The sequence below is a fragment of the Kitasatospora sp. NPDC086791 genome, assembly GCF_040685975.1.
Classification (GTDB): domain Bacteria; phylum Actinomycetota; class Actinomycetes; order Streptomycetales; family Streptomycetaceae; genus Kitasatospora.
Window position 1 is genome coordinate 1 of the sequence record NZ_JBFBOC010000035.1, and the last position, 22,635, is coordinate 22,635.

The window sequence follows — 22,635 nt, forward strand, 5'->3', positions numbered from 1 at the left end:
GCTAAGCCTTACAGCGCCGATGGTACTGCAGGGGGGACCCTGTGGGAGAGTAGGACGCCGCCGAACAATTCTTGAGAAGAACCCCCATCCGGATTTCGGATGGGGGTTCTTCGCGTTTCCGGGAAAAACGGGCGAACGGGATGGGGGTGAACCGGTGTCACTCTCCGGGCCCGGCGCTGGTGATGACGGCGAAGACCGCGCCGTGCGGGTCGGCCAGCTGGGCGAGGCGGCCGACGCCGTGGACGTCCGTGGCCGGGAGGCGGACGGTCGCGCCGAGGGTGCCGGCGATGGCGAGGCTGGCGTCCGCGTTGGGGACCTCGAAGTAGGGGAGCCAGTGCGAGGCGGTGCCGGCGGCGGTCTGCTCGGGGCTGAGCTGCACGATGCCGCCGTGGGCGTCGTCAGTGCCGCCGCCCGCCGGGGTGAGGACGGTGTAGAGCGAGTTCCCGACCGGGACGTCCTGCTCCTGCCAGCCGAAGACGGTGCGGTAGAAGGACTTGGCGAGTTCGGCGTCGACGCTGTGGCACTCGGCCCAGCAGAGGCTGCCTTCCTGGTCGACGAGGTCCAGGCCGCGGGTGTCGTGCGCCTGCCAGACGGCGAAGTCGGCGCCGGTGGGGTCGGTGTAGCCGGCCATCCGGCCCGAGGTGAAGACGTCGAAGGGGGTGAACCGGACGCGGCCGCCGGCCTCTTCGACCAGTTCGGTGGTGCGGTCGGCGTCGAGGGTGGCGAAGTAGAGGGTCCAGCCGGGCAGGGAGCCCTCCTCGGCGAGCGGGCCGAGGGCGGCGACGGTCCGGCCGTCGAGCTGGAAGAAGCCGTATCCGCCCGTCTCGGGGCCGGTCGAGTCGAAGGTCCAGCCGAACAGTGCGGTGTAGAAGTCCACGGAGGCCCGGGTGTCGGGGCTGCTCAGGTCGAGCCAGTCCGGGGAGCCGGGGTGGTAGGCGGTGTTGAGCATGTCGGCACTGCTCCTCGGACGGGGCCGGCCCGGGCGGGCGCGGTCGACGGTCCCCCTGCCTCCCTCCTCACAGCCTGGCACCTCGGCGGGGGCGCTGCACGGCAGGCTGCGGGCCCGGGTCCCGGAGGTGCGGGGCTGTGGGCTTGTCGGGGCCGGGCGGTACGGTGCGTAGCGGAATGATCCACCCGTACCGGTCGAAGGGGGCCCGGTGAGCAAGCAAGCGCCGTCGGGGCAGCAGCCGCTCCAGCTCGCGCAGGTCGAGGGCGTGTTGGAGCGGATCACCTACGCCAACGAGGAGACGGGCTACACAGTGGCCCGGGTGGACACCGGCCGGGGCGGGAACGACCTGCTGACCGTGGTGGGCGCGCTGCTGGGGGCGCAGGTCGGGGAGTCGCTGCGGTTGCACGGGCGGTGGGGCTCGCACCCGCAGTACGGGCGGCAGTTCACGGTGGAGAACTACACGACGGTGCTGCCGGCCACGATCCAGGGCATCCAGCGGTACCTGGGCTCGGGGCTGATCAAGGGCATCGGGCCGCGGTTCGCCGAGCGGATCGTGGAACGGTTCGGGGTGGACACCCTGGAGGTGATCGAGAGCGAGCCGGGCCGGCTGATCGAGGTGCCGGGGCTGGGGCCCAAGCGCACCAAGAAGATCGCGGCGGCCTGGGAGGAGCAGAAGGCCATCAAGGAGGTGATGGTCTTCCTCCAGGGGGTCGGGGTGTCGACCTCGCTGGCTGTGCGAATCTACAAACAGTACGGCGACGCTTCGATCGGGGTGGTGAAGAACGAGCCGTACCGGCTGGCCGGGGACGTCTGGGGCATCGGCTTCCTGACGGCGGACCGGATCGCCCAGGCGGTGGGGATCCCGCACGACAGTCCGGAGCGGGTGAAGGCCGGGCTGCAGTACGCCTTGTCGCAGAGCACCGACCAGGGGCACTGCTTCCTGCCGGAGGAGCGGCTGATCGCGGACGGCGTGAAGCTGCTGCAGGTGGACGTCGGGCTGGTGATCGACTGCCTGGCGGAGCTGGTGGCGACGGAGGGGGTGGTGCGCGAGCAGGTGCCGGGGGAGGGCGGCGAGCCGATCACCGCGGTGTACCTGGTGCCCTTCCACCGGGCGGAGATCTCGCTGACCAACCAGCTGCTGCGGCTGCTGCGTTCGGACGCGGACCGGATGCCCTGGTTCGCCGGGGTGGACTGGCGGGTGGCGCTGGACTGGCTGGCGAAGCGGACCGGGGCGGAGCTGGCGCCCGAGCAGGAGCAGTCGGTGCGGCTGGCACTGACCGAGCGGGTCGCGGTGCTGACGGGCGGTCCGGGCTGCGGCAAGTCGTTCACGGTGAAGTCGATCGTGACGCTGGCGCTGGCGAAGCGGGCCAAGGTGCTGCTGGCGGCGCCGACCGGCCGGGCGGCGAAGCGGCTGTCGGAGCTGACCGGGGTGGAGGCGTCCACGGTGCACCGGCTGCTGGAGCTGAAGCCGGGCGGGGACGCCGCGTACGACAGGGACCGGCCGCTGGACGCGGACCTGGTGGTGGTCGACGAGGCCTCGATGCTGGACCTGATCCTGGCGAACAAGCTGGTCAAGGCCGTGCCGCCGGGGGCGCACCTGCTGTTCGTGGGGGACGTGGACCAGCTGCCCTCGGTGGGTGCCGGGGAGGTGTTGCGGGACCTGCTGGCGGCCGGCGGGCCGATCCCGTCGGTGCGGCTGACCAGGATCTTCCGGCAGGCCCAGCAGTCGGGCGTGGTGACCAACGCGCACCGGATCAACGAGGGCAAGCCGCCCTTGACGGAGGGTCTGGCGGACTTCTTCCTGTTCGCGGAGGACGACGCGGAGCTGGCGGCCGGGCTCACGGTGGACGTGGTGGCGCGCCGGATCCCGCAGAAGTTCGGCTTCGACCCGCGCCGGGACGTCCAGGTGCTGGCCCCGATGCACCGCGGCCCGGCGGGCGCGGGGAACCTGAACACCCTGTTGCAGGGGGCGGTGACGCCGGCCCGGGAGGGTCTGGCCGAGCGCCGTTTCGGCGGCCGCACGTTCAGGGTGGGGGACAAGGTCACGCAGATCCGCAACAACTACGACAAGGGGCGGAACGGGGTCTTCAACGGCACAGTGGGAGTGGTGACCGCCCTCAGTGTGGACGACCAGCGGCTGACGGTGCTGACCGACGAGGACGAGGAGGTGGCCTACGACTTCGACGAACTGGACGAGCTGGCGCACGCGTACGCGGTGACGATCCACCGCTCGCAGGGGAGCGAGTACCCGGTGGTGGTGATTCCGGTCACCATGTCCGCTTGGACGATGCTCCAGCGGAACCTGCTCTACACCGCTGTGACCAGGGCACGGAAACTCGTGGTGCTGGTCGGGTCACGGAAGGCGATCGCGCAGGCCGTACGGGCCGTCAGCGCAGGTCGGAGGCATACCGCGCTCGATCACCGACTGGCTACTGGATGATTATCCAACAGGATGGTTGCCTCTAATGTTCTCTTGACGTGAAGAGATTTACGGCAGAGCCTAGGGTGGTGCCGATCTTGTCCGGTTCGTACCGGCTGCGGCGGCAGGTTTTGTAGGGGCGGGCCCTTTCGGGCCACCCCGGGTGCGCGACTGTCCTCCGGATGGGGGATGGTAGAGACAGTCAGGGCACCTTGGAAGAGGATTCATTTCGTCGGTGAGGAAGACGTGAGCGACAACTCGGTAGTACTGCGGTACCAGGACGGCGAGTACGAGTACCCCGTCGTCGAGAGCACTGCGGGCAACGCCGGCTTCGACATCTCGAAGCTGCTCCCGCAGACCGGCCTGGTCACCCTGGACAACGGCTTCGGTAACACCGCCGCGTACAAGTCCGCGATCACCTTCGTGGACGGCGACAACGGCATCCTGCGGTACCGCGGCTACCCGATCGAGCAGCTCGCCTCGCAGGGCGGCTTCATCGAGACCGCGTACCTCCTGATCAACGGTGAGCTGCCGAACGCGGACCAGCTGGCCGAGTTCAACCGCGAGATCACCCAGCACACCCTGCTGCACGAGGACGTCAAGCGCTTCTTCCAGGGCTTCCCGCGGGACGCCCACCCGATGGCGATGCTGTCCTCGGTCGTCGGCGCGCTGTCCACGTTCTACCCGGAGAGCCACAACCCGTTCGACGCGGCCCAGCGCCACCTGTCGACGGTCCGTCTGCTCGCCAAGCTGCCGACGATCGCCGCGTACGCGTACAAGAAGGCGATGGGCCAGCCCTTCGTCTACCCGCGCAACGACCTGAGCTACGTCGAGAACTTCCTGCGGATGACCTTCGCCGTCCCCGCCGAGGACTACGAGCTCAACCCGGTCATCGTCAACGCCCTGGACAAGCTGCTCATCCTGCACGCGGACCACGAGCAGAACTGCTCGACCTCCACCGTGCGCCTGGTCGGCTCCAGCCACGCCAACCTGTTCGCCTCGATCTCGGCCGGCATCTCGGCGCTGTGGGGCCCGCTGCACGGCGGCGCCAACCAGGCCGTGCTGGAGATGCTGGAGAGCATCCAGAAGGACGGCGGCGACGTCGACGCCTTCATCACGAAGGTGAAGAACAAGGAAGCCGGCGTCAAGCTGATGGGCTTCGGCCACCGGGTCTACAAGGCGTTCGACCCGCGCGCCGCCCAGGTCAAGCTGCTCGCGCACGAGGTCCTCGGCCAGCTCGGCAAGAGCGACGAGCTGCTGGACATCGCGCTCAAGCTGGAGGAGCACGCCCTCAAGGACGACTTCTTCGTCTCGCGCAAGCTGTACCCGAACGTGGACTTCTACACCGGCCTGATCTACCGCGCCATGGGCTTCCCGACCAGCATGTTCACCGTGCTGTTCGCCCTCGGCCGGCTGCCCGGGTGGATCGCCCACTGGCACGAGATGATCAACGACCCGACCAGCCGGATCGGCCGCCCGCGCCAGATCTACACCGGCACCGCGATCCGCGACTACGTCCCGCTCGACGGGCGCTGACGACGCGCGACGACGCCGACGCCGGGCACCGACCCGGACGGAAGCTGAAAGGGGCCCGGCCGCTGTTCGAGCGGCCGGGCCCCTTCGCGTCCCCGCACCGCACCCCCGGAGGGGTCCGCGCGGAGACGGAACCGTACGACGCACGACTCCGGGGTCGGCCGCAGCCGGGGACGGCCGCTCAAAGCGTCCCAGGCCCGCCAGAACCCCGGCGTCGTGCGCGAAGGCCGTCAGGACGACGACCGTTCCCGGGGCCCGCCGGAGCCCCGTCGGCGGCAGCCGATGGAAGCGCGGGGACACGATGCCGTTCAGCGTGCCCTCGCCCGTCGGAAAAACTGCCGCACTACCAACCTAAGACGTATCAGGGTGCGAGAAGTTACGCCCGGGGGGTGTGAGCTGCCTCTCGCCACGCTCCGTGTGCGCGTCGTACCCCGCCCATACCACACCTTCTCTCGCGCCGGACGTCACCCTCCCCGCAGTCACGGCAACCGAGCGTGATAGGAATCGTGGCATTCCGGTACGGACCGTCGCGCACACTCGCAGCGCGACGGCGGAACTGGGGAGGGAGTGCGCAGATGGCCAGGAACGTCGTCGTCACCGGCGGTGGCACGGGAATCGGGTACGAAGTCGCGCGGCGGTTCGCCGGGGCGGACGACCGCGTGGTGATCGTCGGCCGCCGCCGGGAGGTCCTGGAGAAGGCCGCGGCCGACCTCGGGCCGAACGTCACCCCGCTGGTGTGCGACCTCGCCGACCCGGACGCCGTGGAGGCCGCGCTGCGCCGACTGCCCGAGCGGATCGACGTCCTGGTCAACAACGCCGGCAGCCGGGAGACCGTCATCGGCGGCGGGCCGCACGCGTTGCTGGCCCGCTGGCGCGGCGACTTCGAGCGCAACGTGCTGACCGTGGTGCTGCTCACCGAGTCGGTCCGCGACCGGCTCCCCCCGGGCTCCGGCCGGGTGGTCACCATCAGCTCCATCGCCGCCCTGCGCGGGGCCGGCTCCTACGGTGCGGCGAAGGCCTCGCTGCACGCCTGGAACAACTTCCTGGCCGCCCAGTTGGGCACCTCCGGGATCACGGCCAACATCGTCGCGCCGGGGACGGTCAGCGGCACCGAGTTCTTCGGGCCGCGGCTGGACGAGGCCGAGGTCGCCCGGCGGGCGGCCCGCACCCTGCTCGGCCGGATCGGGGAGACCGGCGAGGTCGCGGCGGCGGTGCACTTCCTCGCCTCGCCCGAGGCCGGGTTCATCACCGGCGAGATCCTGCACTGCAACGGCGGCGAGCTGCTGGGACGTTGACGTACGGCGAGGGCCCGGACCGAGGCCGCGGCCTCGGTCCGGGCCCTCGCGGTTCCCAGCGCCGTTTCCCAGGGCTTCAGGCGGGTGCGAAGCGGCGCAGCCGCAGGCTGTTGGTGACCACGAAGACCGAGGAGAAGGCCATCGCGGCCCCGGCGATCATCGGGTTCAGCAGTCCGGCGGCGGCCAGCGGGATCGCCGCCACGTTGTAGCCGAAGGCCCAGCACAGGTTGCCCCGGATGGTGCCGAGGGTGCGGCGGGAGAGCCGGATGGCGTCGGCCGCCGAGCGCAGGTCGCCGCTGACCAGGGTGAGGTCGCCGGCCTCGATCGCGGCGTCGGTGCCGGTGCCCATCGCCAGGCCCAGGTCGGCCTGGGCGAGCGCGGCGGCGTCGTTGACGCCGTCGCCGACCATCGCCACGACCCTGCCCTCGGCCTGCAGCCGTCTGACGGTCTCGACCTTCTCCTCGGGGAGCACCCCGGCGATCACGTCCCGGGCGGGGATGCCGACCTCGGCCGCGACCGCCTCGGCGACCGGCCGGTTGTCCCCGGTCAGCAGCACCGGCCGCAGGCCCAGGTCGCGCAGCTTGCCGATCGCCTCGGCGCTGGTCGGCCTGACCGCGTCGGCGACCTCCAGGACCGCCCGCGCCTCGCCGTCCCAGCCGACCGCGATCGCGGTGCGGCCGGCCGCCTCGGCGACGGCCTCCGCGCGGGCCAGGGAAGGTGGCAGGCGCAGCGCCCGGTCGGCGAGCAGGGCGGCCCGCCCGACGACCACGGTGCGGCCCGCCACGACGCCCTCCACGCCCCGGCCGGCGACGCTGCGGAAGCCCTCGACCGGCGGCAGCTCGCCCGTCCGTGCGACGGCCGCGGCCGCGACGGCGGCGGCGACCGGGTGCTCGGAGGCGTGTTCGACGGCGCCGGCCAGGCGCAGCGCCTCGGCCTCGTCGACACCCTCGGCGGTGTGCACGGCGAGCAGGGTCATCCGGCCGGTGGTGACGGTGCCGGTCTTGTCCAGGACGACGGTGTCCACCGTGCGGGTGGTCTCCAGGACCTCCGGGCCCTTGATCAGGATCCCGAGTTGGGCGCCCCGGCCGGTGCCGACCAGCAGGGCGGTCGGGGTGGCCAGGCCGAGCGCGCACGGGCAGGCGATGATCAGGACGGCGACGGCGGCGGTGAAGGCCTCGGTGGGGCTGTCGGTGGCCAGCAGCCAGCCGACCAGGGTGGCCAGGGCGATCAGGATCACCACGGGGACGAAGACGGCGGAGATCCGGTCGGCCAGCCGCTGGGCGGCGGCCTTGCCGTTCTGGGCCTCCTCGACCAGCCCGGCCATCCGGGCCAGCCGGGTGTCCGCGCCGACCCGGGTGGCCTCGACCACCAGACGCCCGCCGGCGTTGACGGTCGCGCCGGTGACGTCGTCGCCGACGGCGACCTCGACCGGGACGGACTCGCCGGTGAGCATCGAGGCGTCCACGGCGGAGCTGCCCTCGACCACCACGCCGTCGGTGGCGATCTTCTCGCCGGGGCGGACCACGAAGCGCGTGCCGACGGTCAGCCGGTCCACCGGCAGGCGTACCTCGCGGCCGTCCCGCAGGACCGCGACGTCCTTCGCGCCGAGGTCGAGCAGGGCGCGCAGCGCGGCCCCGGCCCGGCGCTTGGCGCGGGCCTCCAGGTGGCGGCCGAGCAGGATCAGCACGGTGACGGCGGCGGCGGTCTCCAGGTACAGGGTGGAGGAGGCGTCCGTGTCGCCGACCGAGAGCGAGAAGTCGTGGTGCATGCCGGGCATGCCGGCGTGGCCCCAGAACAGCGCCCAGAACGACCAGCCGAAGGCGGCCAGGGTGCCGAGCGAGACCAGGGTGTCCATGGTGGCGGCGCCGTGCTTGAGGTTGGTCCAGGCGGCGCGGTGGAACGGCAGGCCGCCGTACACCACGACCGGGCCGGTGAGCGCGAAGGCCAGCCACTGCCAGTTGGCGAACTGGAGGGCCGGGACCATCGACAGCAGGACCACCGGGAGGCCGAGGACGGCGCTGTTCAGCAGCCGGTCGAGCAGCGGGTCGGCGGCGGGCTCCTCGGGCGCGGCGCCGGCGGGGCCGGCCGGTTCGGGGGCGGCGGGCGCCGGGGGCGGGGGGAGTTCGGCGGTGTAGCCGGTGCGTTCGACCGTGGCGATCAGCTCCGCCACCGTGACCCCGGGGCCGTAGTCGACCCGGGCCCTCTCGGTGGCGAAGTTGACGGTCGCCTCGACGCCGTCCAGCCGGTTGAGCTTCTTCTCGATCCGGGCCGCGCAGGAGGCGCAGGTCATCCCGCCGATCGACAGCTCGACCCGGTCCCGGGCCTCGACGTCCGGGGCGGACGTGCTCATGCGGATCAGCTCCTTGCTGGGGGCGTGCGGCGGGGCCGCTGGTCCGGCCCCGCCGTACCTCGGCGGTTCAGGCGCTGCGGCCGACCAGCTCGTAGCCGGCTTCGTCGACGGCGGCGCGGACCTGCTCCTCGTCCAACGGCGCGGCCGAGGAGACCGTCACGGTCCCGGCCTTGGCGTCGGCGGCGACCTCGGTGACACCGGCCAGGGCGGAGAGCTCCTCGCTGATCGCCTTCTCGCAGTGACCGCAGCTCATGCCGGACACGGTGTAGGTGATGGTGGTGGACATCGGGGGCCTCCGGGGGCTGGACGGCCCGGGCGTCGGCCCGGGATCGGACGCTGTCAACGGAGCCTGTCGACGGACTCTGCCGACGGCCCTGCCGACACCGTACCCCTCTGGGGTATCAGCCGGATCCGTGGGGTGCGGCACACCGGCGGGCGCGTCCCGGCCGTCGAACGTGGGCGCCCGGGGTCGGCGCGGTGGTCGGCGTGGTGGCCGGGAGGGGGTGGGCCGATGAGTGCGCGTCGTGATCGTCCCTACGCCCGGGGTGGTGGAGCTGCTGCAGTTCGAGCACGTGCCGCCGGTCCGGGTCGACGGCGAGGGGCGGGCGCACGTGCTGGAATCGCCGGACCCGTGGGTGCCGCTCGGCCTCGGCCGGCTGGCCGCGGGGGAACCGGCCGGCCGGGGGGCAGCCGTTCGGGCCGGACGACGTGCTGGTGCTCCGCTCGGACGGGGTGATCGAGGCGCGGCACCGGACGAGCGAGGAGTTCTACCCGCTGGCGGAGCGGGTGGGGGCGCTGGTGCGGACGGACGGCTGAGCGGCGGGACCGTCGGTTCCCCGCCGCTCCCCGCGACCGGTCGGGTCGTGGGGAGCAGGGGAGCAGGGGAGCAGGGGAGCAGGGGGGGGCAGCGGACGGGCGGTGCGTCCGGGCCGTGGGCGGGGCTCAGCCGGCGGTGGTGTCGGCGGTGGTGTCGGCGAGGGTGCGGAAGATGAGGGCGGTGGAGGTGGCGCCGGGGTCCTGGTGGCCGATGCTGCGTTCGCCGAGGTAGGAGGCGCGGCCCTTGCGGGCCTGGAGCGGGACGGTGTCGCGGGCGCCCTGTTCGGCGGCGTCGGCGGCCGCGGCCGCGGCTCCGGGGAGGGCGGCTCCGCCGGCGGCCGCGGCCCGGAAGGCGGCGACCGCCGGGGTCCAGGCGTCCACGATGGTCTTGTCGCCCGGTGCGGCCTTGCCCAGCAGGCGGATGGCGTCCAGCCCGGCGGAGAGCGCCTCGGCGACGGCGGCCGGGCCGGCGGGCTCGGGCAGGGCGGCGCCGATGGCGCGGAAGGCCTTGCCGTAGAGCGGGCCGGAGGCGCCGCCGACCTTGGAGATCAGCGTGGTGCCGGTCTTGGAGAGGACGGCGCCGGGGCCGAGCGGCCGGAGGCCGTCCAGCGCGGTGCGCACGGCCGTGAAGCCGCGCCGCAGGTTGCTGCCGTGGTCGCCGTCGCCGATCGCGGAGTCCAACTCGGTGAGCCGGGACTCCTCCTTCTCGACGGCCGCGGCGAGCGCGCGGATCCAGGCCTCGGCCAGCCGGGGGCCGAACAGTGCCGGGTCGGCCGACGCGGGGTCGGGCGAGGCCGGGTCGGACCGGGGAGCGTCGGACGGCGGGGTGTCGGGGTCCATGGTGAGTCCTCCTCAGGCCTGCTTGAGGGCGGGGGTGTCGACCGGGGCGTCCCAGAGGTCCAGCAGTTCGGCGTCGGCCTTGGTGAGGGTGAGCGAGAAGCCCGCCATGTCGAGGCTGGTGACGTAGTTGCCGACCAGGCTGCGGGCCACCGTGATGCCGTGCTCGGCGAGCCGGGCGGCGACCTCGCCGTAGACCACGTACAGCTCCAGCAGCGGGGTGGCGCCCAGGCCGTTGAGCAGGGCGATCACCTCGTCGCCCGCGGTCAGGTGGTGGTCGGTCAGGATGGTCTCGACCACCTCGGTGGCCAGCTCACGGGCCGGGCGGAGCTTCTCCCGGCGGCGGCCGGGCTCGCCGTGGATGCCGACGCCGACCTCGATCTCGTCCTCGGGCAGGTCGAAGCCGGGCCTGCCGGCGGCCGGGACGGTGGCGGCGGTGAGCGCGATCGCGAAGGAGCGGGAGGCGGCGTTGACCCGCTCGCCCAGCGCGACCACCTCGTCCAGCGGGGCGCCGCGCTCGGCCAGCGCGCCGGCGGTCTTCTCGACCAGGACGGTCGCGCCGGTGCCCCGGCGCCCGGCCGTCCAGGTGGAGTCCTCGACCGCGACGTCGTCGTTGACCAGGACCGTGCGGACCTCCAGACCCTCCTCGGCGGCGAGTTCGGCGGCGAGCTCGAAGTTCATCACGTCGCCGGTGTAGTTCTTCACGACGAAGACGACGCCGGCACCGTTCTCCACGGCCTGGGCGGCGGCCAGCATCTGGTCCGGGACGGGCGAGGTGAACACCTCGCCGGGGCAGGCGGCGTCGAGCATGCCGGGGCCGACGAAGCCGCCGTGCAGCGGCTCGTGGCCGGAGCCGCCGCCGGAGATCAGCGCGACCTTGGGCCCGGCCGGGCGGACGGCCCGGGAGATCACCCGGTTCGGGATGTCCACCGTCAGCTCCGGGTGGGCGGCGGCGACTCCGGCCAGGGCGTCCTCCAGGACGCTCTCCGGGGTGTTGATCAGCTTCTTCAACGCTCTTCGCTCCCTTGGTGACCTCGGTGACCCCGGTGACCCCGGTGGCCTCGGTGATCTCGGTGGGGGACACCACGGCCGCGGACGCCGGGCGGGCCGGTCGCGCGGGGCCGGCCCGGACCCGACGCTACGCCAGACGGGGGTGGTGGGCACGGGGTGCGACACGCGCGATTCCGGTCACTCTCCCGGAGTAGTGGGACCGGGCCGTAGGGTCGTCGGCATGAGCGGAAACGTGGGCATCGTCCTGGTCTCGCACAGCGCCCGGCTCGCGGAGGGGCTGCGCGAGCTGCTCGGCGAACTCGCCCCGGACGGCGTGCGGGTGGTGGTCGCGGGCGGGACGGAGGACGGCGGGCTCGGCACCAGCTACGAGCTGATCGCCGGGGCGATCGCGCAGGCGGACGACGGGGCGGGCGTGGTCGTGCTGCCGGACCTCGGCAGCTCGGTGCTCACCGCCGTCACGGTGCTGGAGGACGAGCCGCGGCCGGGCGTGCGGCTGGTGGACGCGCCGTTCGTGGAGGGCGCGGTGGCCGCCGCCGTCACCGCCTCGACCGGGGCGGGGCTGGCCGAGGTGGTCGCGGCGGCCGAGGACGCGCGGGGCTTCCGGAAGCTGTAGACGCGCGGGGGTCCGGAAGCCGTACGGGTCACTTGGCGTCGGCGTAGCAGTCCACCACCGCCGTGGTGAGCGGGAACCGCACCGGGGTGTCGCCGAACACCAGCCGGCGGGCCTCGTCGGCGGCCTCGGCGACGGCGGCGGCCACCGCGTCGGCGAGGTTGGCCGGGGTGTGCACCACCACCTCGTCGTGCTGGAAGAACACCAGGTGCGGGCGGTCCGCCGGGCCGGCCGCCGGGAGTTCGGCCAGCCGCCGGCGCAACGCCGCGAGCAGGGCGAGGGCCCAGTCGGCGGCGCTGGCCTGGATGACGAAGTTGCGGGTGAAGCGGCCGCGGGCGCGGGCCGTGCGGCCGCCGGCCTCGCCCGCCGTGTCGGCCTCGGTGAGGTCGAGGAAGTCGGCGGTGGCCGGCGGGCAGACCCGGCCGAGCCGGGAGGCGACCACGCCGCCGTCCTCGCCGGTGCGGGCGGCGGCCTCGACGTAGGCCATCGCGGCCGGGTAGCGCCGGCGCAGGGTGTTCAGCAGCGGGCCGATGTCGCCGCTGGTCTGCCCGTACATGGCGCCGAGCAGGCCGAGCTTGGCCTTCTCCCGGTCGCCGTGGAAGGCGGTGGCGGCGAGCGCCTCGTACAGGTCGCCGCCGGCCGCGGTGCGGGCCAGCCCGGCGTCCTGGGAGAGCGCGGCGAGCACCCGGGGCTCCAACTGGGCGGCGTCGGCGACCACCAGCAGCCAGCCCGGGTCGGCGACCACGGCCCGGCGCAGGATGCGCGGGATCTGCAGGGCGCCGCCGCCGCGGCTGGCCCAGCGGCCGGAGACCACGCCGCCGACGACGTACTCGGGCCGGAAGCGGCCGCCGCGGGCCCAGGCGTCCTGCCAGGCCCAGCCGTGCGCGACGTGGATCCGGGCCAGCTCCTTGTAGCGGACGAGCAGGTCGGCGGCCGGGTGGTCGATGCCCTTGAGCTCCCAGGAGCGGGTGGTGCCCAGCTGGATGCCCGCGTCGGCGAAGGCGCGCAGCACCTGGGTGTGCGAGTCGGGGTTGAACGGCTTGGCGCCGAGCGACCGCTGGAGTTCGGTGGCGAGCTCGGCGAGCAGCCGGGGCTGGGTGCCGGGGACGGTGGGGCGGGGGCCGAGCAGCTCGGTCAGCAGCCGGTCGTGGACGTCGGCGCGCCAGGGCAGGCCGTCGTACGCCATCTCGGCCGCCACCAGGGCGCCGGCCGACTCGGCGGCGACGAGCAGCCGGAACCGCTGCCGGGCGGCCGGGTCGGCGATCGCGGCGATCCGGCGCTGCTGCTCGGCGTGCACGGCGACCACGGCGGCCAGCGGGTCGGCGCCGGGCGGCAGTTGCAGCCGGTCGGGGGCGAACAGGGTGTCCTGGCCGTCGTCGGCGTCGGCCGGGCCGGGCTCGGGCAGGTCCGCCGGGACGGGCAGGCCGCGCAGCCGGGCCCAGGCGGCGCCGAGCGAGCGCGGCGCGCCGTACCGGCCCTCGTGCGTCAGCAGCAGCGCCTCGACCAGCCGCAGGTCGTGGCAGCGGGCGAGCCGGTCGGGCAGGCGGGCCAGCAGCGGGGCGTAGCCGGAGTCGGCGGCGGCCCAGACCCAGCGCGGGTGCCCGGCCGCCTCCCGGGCGGCGACCGCGGTGGCGAGGTCGCGGACGGCCTCGGGCGGGCCGAGCGGGGCGCCGGCGTCGTCCAGCGGCTGGATCCGGCCGCCGGGGCCGTGCGGGTCGGGCGCGAGGGCCGTCCTGGGTGCCACGGGGGCTGCTCCTCTCCGGCGCGCGGTCGGGCGTGCGGGTACGGGCACGGATGTGCGGGCTTGCGGGTGTCCTGCGCCGACGTTAGCGGGTGGCTACGACAACGGCTGGAGGGCCGTATGGGCAGGGTGGGTGACACCGCGTATGGTCGGCGAGATGACCGACAATCCGTTCTTCCGGCCCAGCCCGCTGGACTACGAGCTGCCCCCCTTCGCGGAGATCCGGGAGGAGCACTACCTGCCCGCCTACCGGCGTGGGACGGCCGAGCAGCTGGCCGAGATCGCGGCGATCACCGCCGACCGGAACCCGCCGACCTTCGAGAACACCCTGGTGGCCCTGGAGCGTTCCGGGGAGCTGCTGCGGCGGGTGGACGCGGTGTTCCGCAACCAGTCCTCCTCGGACACCAGCGACCGGCTGGACGAGGTGGAGGCCGAGGTCAGCCCGCTGCTCGCGGCCCACCACGACGCGATCCACCTGGACCGCGCGCTGTTCGCCCGGGTCGAGGCGCTGCACGGGACCCGCGCCGAGCTCGGTCTGGACCCGGAGTCGCTGCGGCTGTTGGAGCGCCGCTACACGGGCTTCGTGCGCTCAGGCGCCCGGCTGGGCGAGGCCGAGCAGGCCCGGCTGCGCGAGCTGAACGCCGAACTCGCCGCGCTGGGCACCACGTTCCAGCAGAACGTGAACGCCGCGAACCGCGCCGCCGCGCTGGTCCTGGACTCCGCCGAGGAGCTGGCCGGGCTGTCCGAGGGCGCGATCGCGGGGGCGGCGGAGAACGCCCGGGTGCTCGGTCACGAGGGCAAGTACGTGCTGAGCCTGAAGAACACCTCCACCCAGCCCGAGCTGTCCCAGCTCACCGACCGCTCGGTGCGCGAGCGGTTGCTCGCCGCCTCGCTCGGCCGGGGCATCGCGGAGAACGGTCCGATCGCGATCCGGATGGCGGGGCTGCGCGCCGAGCGGGCCGAGCTGCTGGGGCACCCGAGCCACGCCGCGTACGTGGTGGCGGACGAGACGGCCAGCACGGTCGAGGCGGTCTCCGCCCTGCTGGCCCGCCTGGTCGGGCCGGCCGTGGCCAACGCCCGGCGGGAGGCCGCCGAGCTGGCCGCGGCGGCGGCCGCGGACGGGATCGCGGAGATCGCCGCGCACGACTGGGCGTACTACTCGGAGAAGGTCCGGCAGAACTCCTTCCAGGTGGACGCGGCCGTGCTGCGCCCGTACTTCGAACTGGAGCGGGTGCTGCGCGACGGTGTCTTCTTCGCGGCGAACCTGGCCTACGGGCTGAGCTTCACCGAGCGGCCGGACCTGACGGCCCACCACCCGGACGCGCGGGTATTCGAGGTGTTCGAGGAGGACGGCACCGCGCTGGGCCTGTTCATCGGCGACTTCCACGCCCGGGCGTCCAAGCGCGGTGGCGCCTGGATGGACTCGCTGGTCGTCCAGTCCGGGCTGACCGGGCAGCGGCCGGTGGTGCTGAACAACCTCAACATCCCGCGCCCGGCGCCCGGCGAGCCGGTGCTGATGTCCTGGGACGAGGTGCGCACGCTCTTCCACGAGTTCGGGCACGCGCTGCACGGGCTGTTCTCGGACGTGCGGTACCCGCTGTTCTCGGGCACCTCGGTGCCGCGGGACTTCGTGGAGTTCCCGTCGCAGGTCAACGAGGCGTGGATGGTCCGGCCGGAGGTGCTGGCCAACTACGCGCGCCACCACGAGACCGGGGAGCCGCCGGCGGCCGGGCTGGTCGAGCGGATGACGGCGGCCGAGGGCTTCGGGCAGGGCTTCCGGACGGTGGAGTACCTGGCGGCCACGCTGCTGGACTGGGCCTGGCACACCGTGCCGAGGGGCGAGGAGATCGCGGACGCCGAGGAGTTCGAGGCGCGGGCGCTCGCGGCGGCCGGGATCGCGGTGGACGCCGTCCCGCCGCGCTACCGGACGGCGTACTTCCAGCACGTCTTCGCCGGCGGCTACAGCGCGGCGTACTACGCCTACATCTGGTCGGAGGTGCTGGACGCCGACACGGTGCAGTGGTTCGAGGGCAACGGGCGGCCGGTGCGGGAGAGCGGCGAGCTGTTCCGGCGGGAGCTGCTGGCGCGCGGGTTCAACCGGGACCCGCTGGAGTCCTTCCGCGCGGTGGTCGGCCGGGCGCCGGAGACCGGGCCGTTGCTGGCCCGCCGGGGGCTGCGGTAGTCGCCGGTGACCGCCCGGGGCCGTCCGGGGCCGCCGTCGCGGGCCGGTGAGCCCGCGCGGCGGGGGGTCAGCGCGTCGTGAGGGTGACCGTCACGGGGGTGCCCGGGCGGGCGTGCGGGAGCCGGATCCGGACGGTTCCCGGCCGTCCGGCCGCGGGCTGCTCGACCTCGACGCGGGCGCCGGCTGGGGAGACCGCGAGGTCCGCGCCGTGCGGGAACGCGGCGGGCGGCAGGACGAGTTCGCTCTCGTGCCCGGTGCCGTCGGCGGTCCAGCGGACGGTGCTGCCGGCGGCACCGCCGTCGGTGCGCACGCCGCTGCCGGCCACGGCGGCCGGGTACGGGCCGAAGGCGGGCTCGTCGCCGGGGGCGGGGTGTCCGGCCGGGTCGAGTGCGCAGTAGCCGCCGGTGCCCCGGCACCAGTACCACATCGTCCAGCCCTCGGCGAAGCCGTCCAGCGCGGCGACCTGCCGGCGGACCAGCTCGCGGTTGCCCGGCGTGCGGGAGTTCGGCGGTCCCCACTCGCCGACCAGGACGGGCAGGCGGTGGGCGGCCGGGTAGCCGGTGATCGCGGCGGTGTACTGCTCGACGAAGCCGTCGGACGGGTCCCAGTCGGCGCCGTTCTCGACGGCGGTGTCGTAGAAGTGCGGCGCGTAGCCGAGCCGCGGTGCGCCGGGGCGCGGGTCGGTGAAGCCGGGCAACCGCGTCGGCACGCCCTGGCCGACCAGGACCGTCGGCTCCACGAACAGCCAGGCGCGGGTGTCGGCCCGGCGCACGGCGGTGATCAGACGGCGGTACAGGTCGGCGAGCCGGCCCTGCTCCAGGGCGGCGGAGGCGGCGGCCAGCACCGCCGGGTCGCTCGGGTCGCCGTCCACCGGGCCGAACGGCTCGTTGAACAGGTCGTAGCCCAACAGCGAGCGGTGGCCGCGCAGTTCGCCGGCCAGCCGGGTGTAGAAGTCGGCCTGCCAGGCGCGCAGGTCGGGGTCGTCGTAGAGGTGGCGGAAGGCGGCCTGGACGGCGGGCTGGAAGTAGCCGGCGAACCAGTCGGCCGGGTCCGGGGTGAAGGGCAGGCCGTCGTCCCGGGTGGCCCAGACCGGGATGCCGTTGGTGCCGCCGCCGAACGCGGGCCCGTAGACGTCCTGGTGGAAGTCGACCAGGACGAGCAGGCCCAGGCGGTCGGCCCGGTCGAGGAGTTGCCGCAGGCGGTGCAGCTCGGCGGGGTCGAGGCGGCCGCGCCGGGGCTCCAGCCTGGTCCAGGAGACCGGCAGCCGGACCAGCGTGAAGCCCTGGGCGGCGATGGCGTCCAGGTCGGCGGCGGTGGCCTCGGCGTACTTGTCGAGGTTGAAGCCGCGCAGCTGGAGCCGGCGGCCCCGGGCGTCGGTGAGGGCGGTGCGGCCGTCCGGGGTGGTGGCCGTGCCGGTGGGGAAGCGGTCCCGGTGGTGTCCGCCGTCGGCCGGGGCCGGGGTGCCCGGGGCCGGGGCGCCGTGGGCCGGGGCGGCGGTCAGGACGGCGGTGGCGGCGAGCAGCAGGGCAACGGCGGTGCGGCGCAGGCGCATCGGGGACCTCGCACGGCGGGGGACGGGGGGCCCGATGATGCCCGGGGTGCCGCCCGCCGCACAAGGGTCGTGCGCGGAAGGGGAGTTCGGCCGAAGGGATCGGTCCGCGGCGGCCCGGTCGGGCGGGTCAGTCCGCGGCGGGCTCGGTCGGCGCGGTCGGGAGGACGGCGGTCGGCAGGTCCGCGGCGGCGGCCAGCCGCCCCCAGAGCAGGTCGGCCAGCGCCTGCACCATCCGGGTGCGCGAGCAGGGTTTGGTCTCCAGCCACCAGTCCCCGGCGGCCAGCACCATGCCGGTGATGCCCCGGCCCCAGGCCTCGGCGAGCAGGTCGCGGTCGGCGCCGAGGTCGACCTGGCTCTGCACGGCCCGGGTGATCTCCTCGGCGATCTGCCGGAGCGCGGGGGCGAGCGCGTTGCCGGCGCCGCTCGGGTCGCCCGGCGCGGGGTGGGTGAGCAGCCGGTAGACCTGGGGGCGGGCCTCGATCCCGGCGAGGTAGGTGTCCAGCACGTGCTCGACCCGGTCGCGGCGCTCCAGCGGTTCGGCGAGGGCGGCCCGGACGGCGGCCAGCAGACCGCCGGTGTGGCGCTCGGTGAGGGCCCTGATCAGGCCGTTCCGGTCGCCGAAGTGCCGGTAGAGGATCGGCTTGGTGATGCCGGCCTCGGCGGCGATGGCGTTCATGCTGGCGCTCGGCCCCTCGCGCTGGATGACCCGGTCGGCGGCGTTGAGCAGTTGCTCGCGGCGGGGCTCTCGGGACATGCGCTGCTCCTCGGAGTCGGGGGTCGGCTCGGCGTCGGCACCGGCACGGGCGTTGACACCGGTTACCAATCAGTAGCAGACTCCGACGATGTTACCCGAGGTAACACCCCGGCCGGTCGCACCCGTCTTTGGAGGCAAGCACCCATGAGCAGCACGTTCTCGCTGGACCCGGGCGCGGACCAGCTCGCCGTACGCGACTGGCTGCACGGCTTCGCCGCCGACGTGATGCGCCCGGCCGCGGCCGAGTGGGACGAGCGCGAGGAGACCCCCTGGCCGATCATCCAGGAGGCCGCCGAACTGGGCATCTACTCCCTGGACTTCTACGCCCAGCAGTACTTCGACCCCTCCGGCGTCGGCATCCCGATCGCGATGGAGGAGCTGTTCTGGGGCGACGCGGGCATCGGGCTGTCCATCGTCGGCACCACGCTGGCCGCCGTCGCGGTGCTGGCCAACGGCACCGACGAGCAGATCGGCACCTGGACCCCGCAGATGTTCGGCACCCCGGACGACCTCAAGGTGGCCGCCTTCTGCTCCTCCGAGCCGGACGCCGGCTCCGACGTCTCCGCGCTGCGCACCCGCGCCGTGTACGACGAGGCCAAGGACGAGTGGGTGCTCAACGGCACCAAGACCTGGGCCACCAACGGCGGGATCGCCGCCGTCCACGTCGTGGTCGCCACCGTCGACCCGGAGCTCGGCGCCAAGGGGCAGGCCTCCTTCGTCGTCCCGCCGGGCACGCCGGGGCTGAGCCAGGGCCAGAAGTTCAAGAAGCACGGCATCCGGGCCTCGCACACCGCCGAGGTGGTGCTGGACGGCGTCCGGGTGCCCGGCGGCTGCCTGCTCGGCGGCAAGGAGAAGCTGGACGAGCGGCTGGCCCGGGCCCGCGAGGGCGTCAAGCGCCCGGGCGGCAGGGGCAACGCGGCGATGGCCACCTTCGAGGCCTCCCGTCCGGCCGTCGGCGCGCAGGCGATCGGCATCGCCCGCGCCGCGTACGAGGTGGCGCTGGACTACGCGAGGACGCGCGAGCAGTTCGGCCGCCCGATCATCGACAACCAGGGCGTGGCCTTCCAGCTCGCCGACATGAGGACCCGGATCGACGCGGCCCGGCTGCTGGTGTGGCGGGCGTCCTGGATGGCGGCCACCCGGCAGCCGTTCACCGCCGCCGAGGGCTCGATGTCCAAGCTGTACGCGGGCGAGACCGCCAAGTACGTCACCGCGCAGGCGATGCAGATCCTCGGCGGCAACGGCTTCACCCGGGAGTACCCGGTGGAGCGGATGCACCGGGACAGCGCGATCTACTCGATCTTCGAGGGGACCAGTGAGATCCAGCGCCTGGTGATAGCCCGGGCGATCTCGGGGGTGCCGATCCGCTGAGCGGTGCGCCGGCCGTTCCGCGCCGAATCCGTGGGGGCTCGGCGCGGAACGGTTTCCCGCTGCTTCCCGCTGCGCACCGCATGGTGGGGCCGGGGCGTGGCCTGAAGGCTCAGAAGCGCGCCGGGCGGCCCTCCAGGAAGGCGGCGAGGCCCTCGTGGACGTCCGGGGCCTCGCGGGAGCGGCGCTCCCAGGGAGCCAGTGCCTCGGCCGCCCGCTCGGGCGGGACGGCGAGGGCGGCCTTCACCGCGCCGATGGTCTGCGGCGAGCGGTGGGTCAGCAGGCGGGCGAAGTCCAGCGCGGCGGCGTCCAGTTCGGCGTCCGGCAGGACGCGTTCGGCGAGGCCCAACGGCAGGGCGTCCCGGCCCGGCACCAACTCGCCGGAGAACAGCAGGTACTTGGCGCGGGCCGGGCCGACCAGCCGGGCCAGCCGCAGGGCCGGCACCGCCGGGTAGACCACGCCGAGCTTGGCCGGGGTGATGCCCAGGCGGGCGTCCTCGGCGACGAAGCGCAGGTCGCACGCGACGGCCAGCTGGCAGCCGCCGCCGACACAGGCGCCGTGCACCACCGCGATCGTCGGGTGCGGGAAGGCCGCCAGCGCCTCCTCGGCGGCGACGTTGACCGCGTGGTAGGCGTCCGCGTGCTTCGGCTCGCCGTACACCTCGGCGAGTTCGCCGATGTCCGCGCCCGCGCTGAAGGTGTTGCCGGCGCCGGTCAGCAGCAGGGCGCGCACGCCCGGGTGGCCGGCGAGCCGCTCCAGCACCCCGGGCAGGGCCTCCCAGATCGCCAGGGTCACCGCGTTGCGGCGGTGCGGGCGGGCGAACTCCAGCACGGCGACGCCGTCCTCGCCGACGTACGCGTTGAGGCCCTCCGCCTCGGCGGGCAGGGCGGAGCGGTCCCGCGTGAGCAGCGGCTGGTCCATGCGCACCTCCGGTCGGTTGGTGCGCCCACTCTCTCAGGCGGCGCCGGCGCGGTGGTCCCGGAGCCCCCGCTCGACCGGGGCGCGGGCACGGCAGAGCCGCGGCGGGCGCGGCGGCCCGAGTGCCGGCGGCGGTCAGGCCTGGGCGGACCACTCGTGGGCCAGGATCGCCCAGATCTCCTTGTCGAGGCGGACCCCGTTGTGCAGGTACCACTCGCGCAGCACGCCGTCCCGCTTCATGCCGACCCGCTCGGCGACGGCACGGCTGCGGGCGTTGACCGAGGTGCACCACCACTCGGCCCGGTGCAGGCCGCGGGTGACGAAGGCGTAGTCGAGCAGGTGCCGGACGGCGGCGGTGATCAGCCCGCCGCCCTCCCCGGCCGGTTCGGTCCAGGCGCCGATCTCGCAGACGCCGGACGCGCTGTCGAAGCCGACGAACATCACGCCGCCGACCAGGGTGCCGTCCCGCCAGATGCCGAAGATCCGCTTCCGGTCGGCGGCCTGGCCGTCGGCGTAGCGCTGCAGGGTGGCGCGGGCCGAGTCGAGGTCGGTGGAGAAGGTGGCCCACGGGATCCACGGATCGGTGTGGGCGCGGGCCCGGTCGATGTGGGCCAGGAACTCCGGGGCCTGCCAGGGCTCCAGCGGGCGCAGTTCGGCGTGGTCGGTGAGCTGTACGGCAAACACGGGCGGGCCTTTCGCAGGGGGTGCGCGGGCTGGTCGGCATCATTCATAACAAACGTTTGGTATGTACGATAGCCCCCATGACACCGGCCCGTGGAGACCATGACGCCCGCCGCTCGGACGTGTCCGAGGGGGTGTGGCGGGTGCTCTCCGCCCGGGGCTTCGAGGGGCTGACGCTGCGCGCGGTGGCCGCCGAACTGGGTGCCTCCACCGGACTGCTGACGCACTACTTCCCGAACAAGCGGGCGCTGCTGAGGCACGCCTTGGAGGAGCTGGACCGGCGCTCGGGCGAACGGCCCCGCCGCACCGCGCCCGCCGACGGCAGCCCGCCGCCGCCCGCCGGGCTGCCCCGGCTGCGGGCGGCGCTGCTGGACGTGCTGCCGCTGGACGCGGACGCCGCGGCCGGCAACCGGATCTGGGTCGGCTCCTGGGACCACGCCCTGGCCGATCCGGAGCTGGCGGACGCGCACGCGGGCCGCTACGCCCGCTCGCGGGTGGCGCTCACCGAGCTCGTCGCGGACGCCCAGCGGCTCGGGGAGCTCCCGGCGCAGGCCGATCCGGCCGAGGTCGCCGCCGGGGCGCAGGCCTTCGTGCTCGGACTGGTGGTGCAGGCGCTGTTCGCCCCGGCCGAGTTCCCGCCCGGGCGGCAGATCGCGCTGCTGGACGCCCATCTGGCCGGGCTGGCGGGGCGAGCGGGCTGACCGGTGGGTCGGCCGGTGGGCCGACCGGCCGCCGGAGGGCTGCCGGAATGCTCCCGGGTGCGGGGGATTCGCCCGGGATTTCCGCCGTTCGCGGTGCCTGGCGGGACCGTCCGGGGCCGGGCGATTCCCGCCGCGTGAATCCCGGAGTCGACGGCAAAGGGCCGGGCGCGTTTTTCGCAGCGGGCATGACACGCATTGTCACGGGTTATGCGCGGTGGGTGTCCGACATTACCGGGCGGACCGGTCCGGCTACGCATGGTCGCGAATGGCGCGGCGGCCTGCGGGAATTGCGGGGTGGTGCCCCCAGCAGGATTCGAACCTGCGACCTACCGCTTAGAAGGCGGGTGCTCTATCCGCTGAGCTATGGGGGCGGGACGGGCGACGCCCGTGTGGGCGTGACCGTGGCCGGGATCGGGCGACGAGCGCCGGGGCGCGCGTTGTCCGCCCCGTACCTGAGGGTGGGGGTGGGGGTCGGTGGGCCCTGGCCCTGTCGGGGACAGGATAAGGGTGTCCAGTTCCTCGGCCGAGTGTGACGACGCCGTCGTTGGTGTGTCGGTTCGGTGGAGCGGTCCGATAATCGCAGGTGGAGGCCGTGTGTGCAGCGGTCTGGGAGACTTCGACGCCGGACGTTGTGCAGTCGTTACGGGGCTGCCTCCTCACCCGTTATGGATTCGACACGGAGAATGTGCCGCCGTCGGCGTGGGTGGGGGCGGTAATCGCGGCCTTGCCGGTCGGATGACGTGCGCGGACGGTCCCCGGGGGGTGTTCCGGCGCGCCCCGGTCGGGCGTCGATCAGCGGGTTTGTTGTCATGGCCGCGAAGAGGTGGGGTGGGAGCCGGGGTGGAAGTGCCCCCCCGAGGGCTGAAATTCACCCCTGCGAGTGACAACCGTTCCGCAGGGCCGAGTTATCCACAGGA

17 protein-coding genes and 1 tRNA gene are annotated in these 22,635 nt (G+C 74.1%); 7 read left to right on the forward strand and 11 right to left on the reverse strand.

Annotated features, from left to right (window positions below):
• Positions 1 to 157: 157 nt before the first annotated feature.
• Positions 158 to 949: a VOC family protein gene (locus AB0Q99_RS29595; RefSeq protein ID WP_363576644.1), complete on the reverse strand. Its 792-nt coding sequence runs from the start codon at positions 947 to 949 to the stop codon at positions 158 to 160.
• A gap of 208 nt (positions 950 to 1,157) precedes the next feature.
• On the opposite strand from AB0Q99_RS29595, the gene AB0Q99_RS29600 reads away from it, so the two are divergent.
• The 3 genes from AB0Q99_RS29600 to AB0Q99_RS29610 all read left to right on the forward strand — a co-directional run bounded on the left by AB0Q99_RS29600 (position 1,158) and on the right by AB0Q99_RS29610 (position 6,196).
• Positions 1,158 to 3,389, forward strand: coding sequence for an ATP-dependent RecD-like DNA helicase (locus AB0Q99_RS29600; RefSeq protein WP_363576645.1), 2,232 nt, complete (start codon positions 1,158 to 1,160; stop codon positions 3,387 to 3,389).
• A 225-nt stretch (positions 3,390 to 3,614) separates the two neighbouring features.
• Positions 3,615 to 4,904, forward strand: coding sequence for a citrate synthase (locus AB0Q99_RS29605; RefSeq protein ID WP_363576646.1), 1,290 nt, complete (start codon positions 3,615 to 3,617; stop codon positions 4,902 to 4,904).
• Positions 4,905 to 5,476: 572 nt separating this feature from the next.
• Positions 5,477 to 6,196 (forward strand): SDR family oxidoreductase, encoded by a 720-nt coding sequence (locus AB0Q99_RS29610; protein ID WP_363576647.1) that lies wholly within the window; start codon positions 5,477 to 5,479, stop codon positions 6,194 to 6,196.
• Positions 6,197 to 6,272: 76 nt separating this feature from the next.
• Here the strand turns inward: AB0Q99_RS29610 and AB0Q99_RS29615 are convergent, their stop codons facing one another.
• The 4 genes from AB0Q99_RS29615 to dhaK all read right to left on the reverse strand — a co-directional run bounded on the left by AB0Q99_RS29615 (position 6,273) and on the right by dhaK (position 11,210).
• Positions 6,273 to 8,546, reverse strand: a complete 2,274-nt coding sequence (locus AB0Q99_RS29615) for a heavy metal translocating P-type ATPase (RefSeq protein WP_363576648.1) — start codon at positions 8,544 to 8,546, stop codon at positions 6,273 to 6,275.
• 67 nt (positions 8,547 to 8,613) lie between these two features.
• The gene (locus AB0Q99_RS29620; RefSeq protein WP_363576649.1) at positions 8,614 to 8,832 is read right to left on the reverse strand and encodes a cation transporter; all 219 of its coding nucleotides are present in this window, start codon (positions 8,830 to 8,832) and stop codon (positions 8,614 to 8,616) included.
• A gap of 656 nt (positions 8,833 to 9,488) precedes the next feature.
• Positions 9,489 to 10,202 carry a dihydroxyacetone kinase subunit DhaL gene (dhaL, locus tag AB0Q99_RS29625; RefSeq protein WP_363576650.1) on the reverse strand — a complete coding sequence of 238 codons (714 nt, stop codon included), beginning with the start codon at positions 10,200 to 10,202 and terminating at the stop codon, positions 9,489 to 9,491.
• 12 nt (positions 10,203 to 10,214) lie between these two features.
• Positions 10,215 to 11,210 (reverse strand): dihydroxyacetone kinase subunit DhaK, encoded by a 996-nt coding sequence (gene dhaK / locus AB0Q99_RS29630; RefSeq protein WP_363576651.1) that lies wholly within the window; start codon positions 11,208 to 11,210, stop codon positions 10,215 to 10,217.
• Positions 11,211 to 11,430: 220 nt separating this feature from the next.
• Here dhaK and dhaM point away from each other — a divergent pair, with 220 nt between their 5' ends.
• Positions 11,431 to 11,823 carry a dihydroxyacetone kinase phosphoryl donor subunit DhaM gene (gene dhaM, locus AB0Q99_RS29635; protein WP_363576652.1) on the forward strand — a complete coding sequence of 131 codons (393 nt, stop codon included), beginning with the start codon at positions 11,431 to 11,433 and terminating at the stop codon, positions 11,821 to 11,823.
• Positions 11,824 to 11,851: 28 nt separating this feature from the next.
• Here dhaM and AB0Q99_RS29640 read toward each other — a convergent pair whose 3' ends face one another.
• Positions 11,852 to 13,564, reverse strand: a complete 1,713-nt coding sequence (locus tag AB0Q99_RS29640; RefSeq protein ID WP_363576653.1) for a bifunctional 3'-5' exonuclease/DNA polymerase — start codon at positions 13,562 to 13,564, stop codon at positions 11,852 to 11,854.
• 154 nt (positions 13,565 to 13,718) lie between these two features.
• Between AB0Q99_RS29640 and AB0Q99_RS29645 the strand changes: the two genes are divergently transcribed.
• Positions 13,719 to 15,743, forward strand: a complete 2,025-nt coding sequence (locus tag AB0Q99_RS29645; protein ID WP_363576654.1) for a M3 family metallopeptidase — start codon at positions 13,719 to 13,721, stop codon at positions 15,741 to 15,743.
• 67 nt (positions 15,744 to 15,810) lie between these two features.
• Here the strand turns inward: AB0Q99_RS29645 and AB0Q99_RS29650 are convergent, their stop codons facing one another.
• Positions 15,811 to 17,295 carry a cellulase family glycosylhydrolase gene (locus AB0Q99_RS29650; RefSeq protein ID WP_363576655.1) on the reverse strand — a complete coding sequence of 495 codons (1,485 nt, stop codon included), beginning with the start codon at positions 17,293 to 17,295 and terminating at the stop codon, positions 15,811 to 15,813.
• 127 nt (positions 17,296 to 17,422) lie between these two features.
• Entirely contained in the window at positions 17,423 to 18,049 is a 627-nt protein-coding gene (locus AB0Q99_RS29655) for a TetR family transcriptional regulator (RefSeq protein ID WP_363576656.1), read from the reverse strand.
• Positions 18,050 to 18,193: 144 nt separating this feature from the next.
• Between AB0Q99_RS29655 and AB0Q99_RS29660 the strand changes: the two genes are divergently transcribed.
• Complete coding sequence (locus AB0Q99_RS29660; RefSeq protein ID WP_363576657.1) at positions 18,194 to 19,420, forward strand: acyl-CoA dehydrogenase family protein; 1,227 nt, start codon at positions 18,194 to 18,196, stop codon at positions 19,418 to 19,420.
• Between the two features lie 109 nt (positions 19,421 to 19,529).
• Here the strand turns inward: AB0Q99_RS29660 and AB0Q99_RS29665 are convergent, their stop codons facing one another.
• Complete coding sequence (locus AB0Q99_RS29665) at positions 19,530 to 20,339, reverse strand: enoyl-CoA hydratase/isomerase family protein (RefSeq protein WP_363576658.1); 810 nt, start codon at positions 20,337 to 20,339, stop codon at positions 19,530 to 19,532.
• Positions 20,340 to 20,471: 132 nt separating this feature from the next.
• Positions 20,472 to 21,020: a GNAT family protein gene (locus tag AB0Q99_RS29670; RefSeq protein ID WP_363576659.1), complete on the reverse strand. Its 549-nt coding sequence runs from the start codon at positions 21,018 to 21,020 to the stop codon at positions 20,472 to 20,474.
• 77 nt (positions 21,021 to 21,097) lie between these two features.
• Between AB0Q99_RS29670 and AB0Q99_RS29675 the strand changes: the two genes are divergently transcribed.
• Positions 21,098 to 21,718 carry a TetR/AcrR family transcriptional regulator gene (locus AB0Q99_RS29675; RefSeq protein ID WP_363576660.1) on the forward strand — a complete coding sequence of 207 codons (621 nt, stop codon included), beginning with the start codon at positions 21,098 to 21,100 and terminating at the stop codon, positions 21,716 to 21,718.
• Between the two features lie 295 nt (positions 21,719 to 22,013).
• Here the strand turns inward: AB0Q99_RS29675 and AB0Q99_RS29680 are convergent.
• Positions 22,014 to 22,089 (reverse strand) — tRNA-Arg (locus AB0Q99_RS29680).
• Between the last annotated feature and the right edge of the window lie 546 nt (positions 22,090 to 22,635).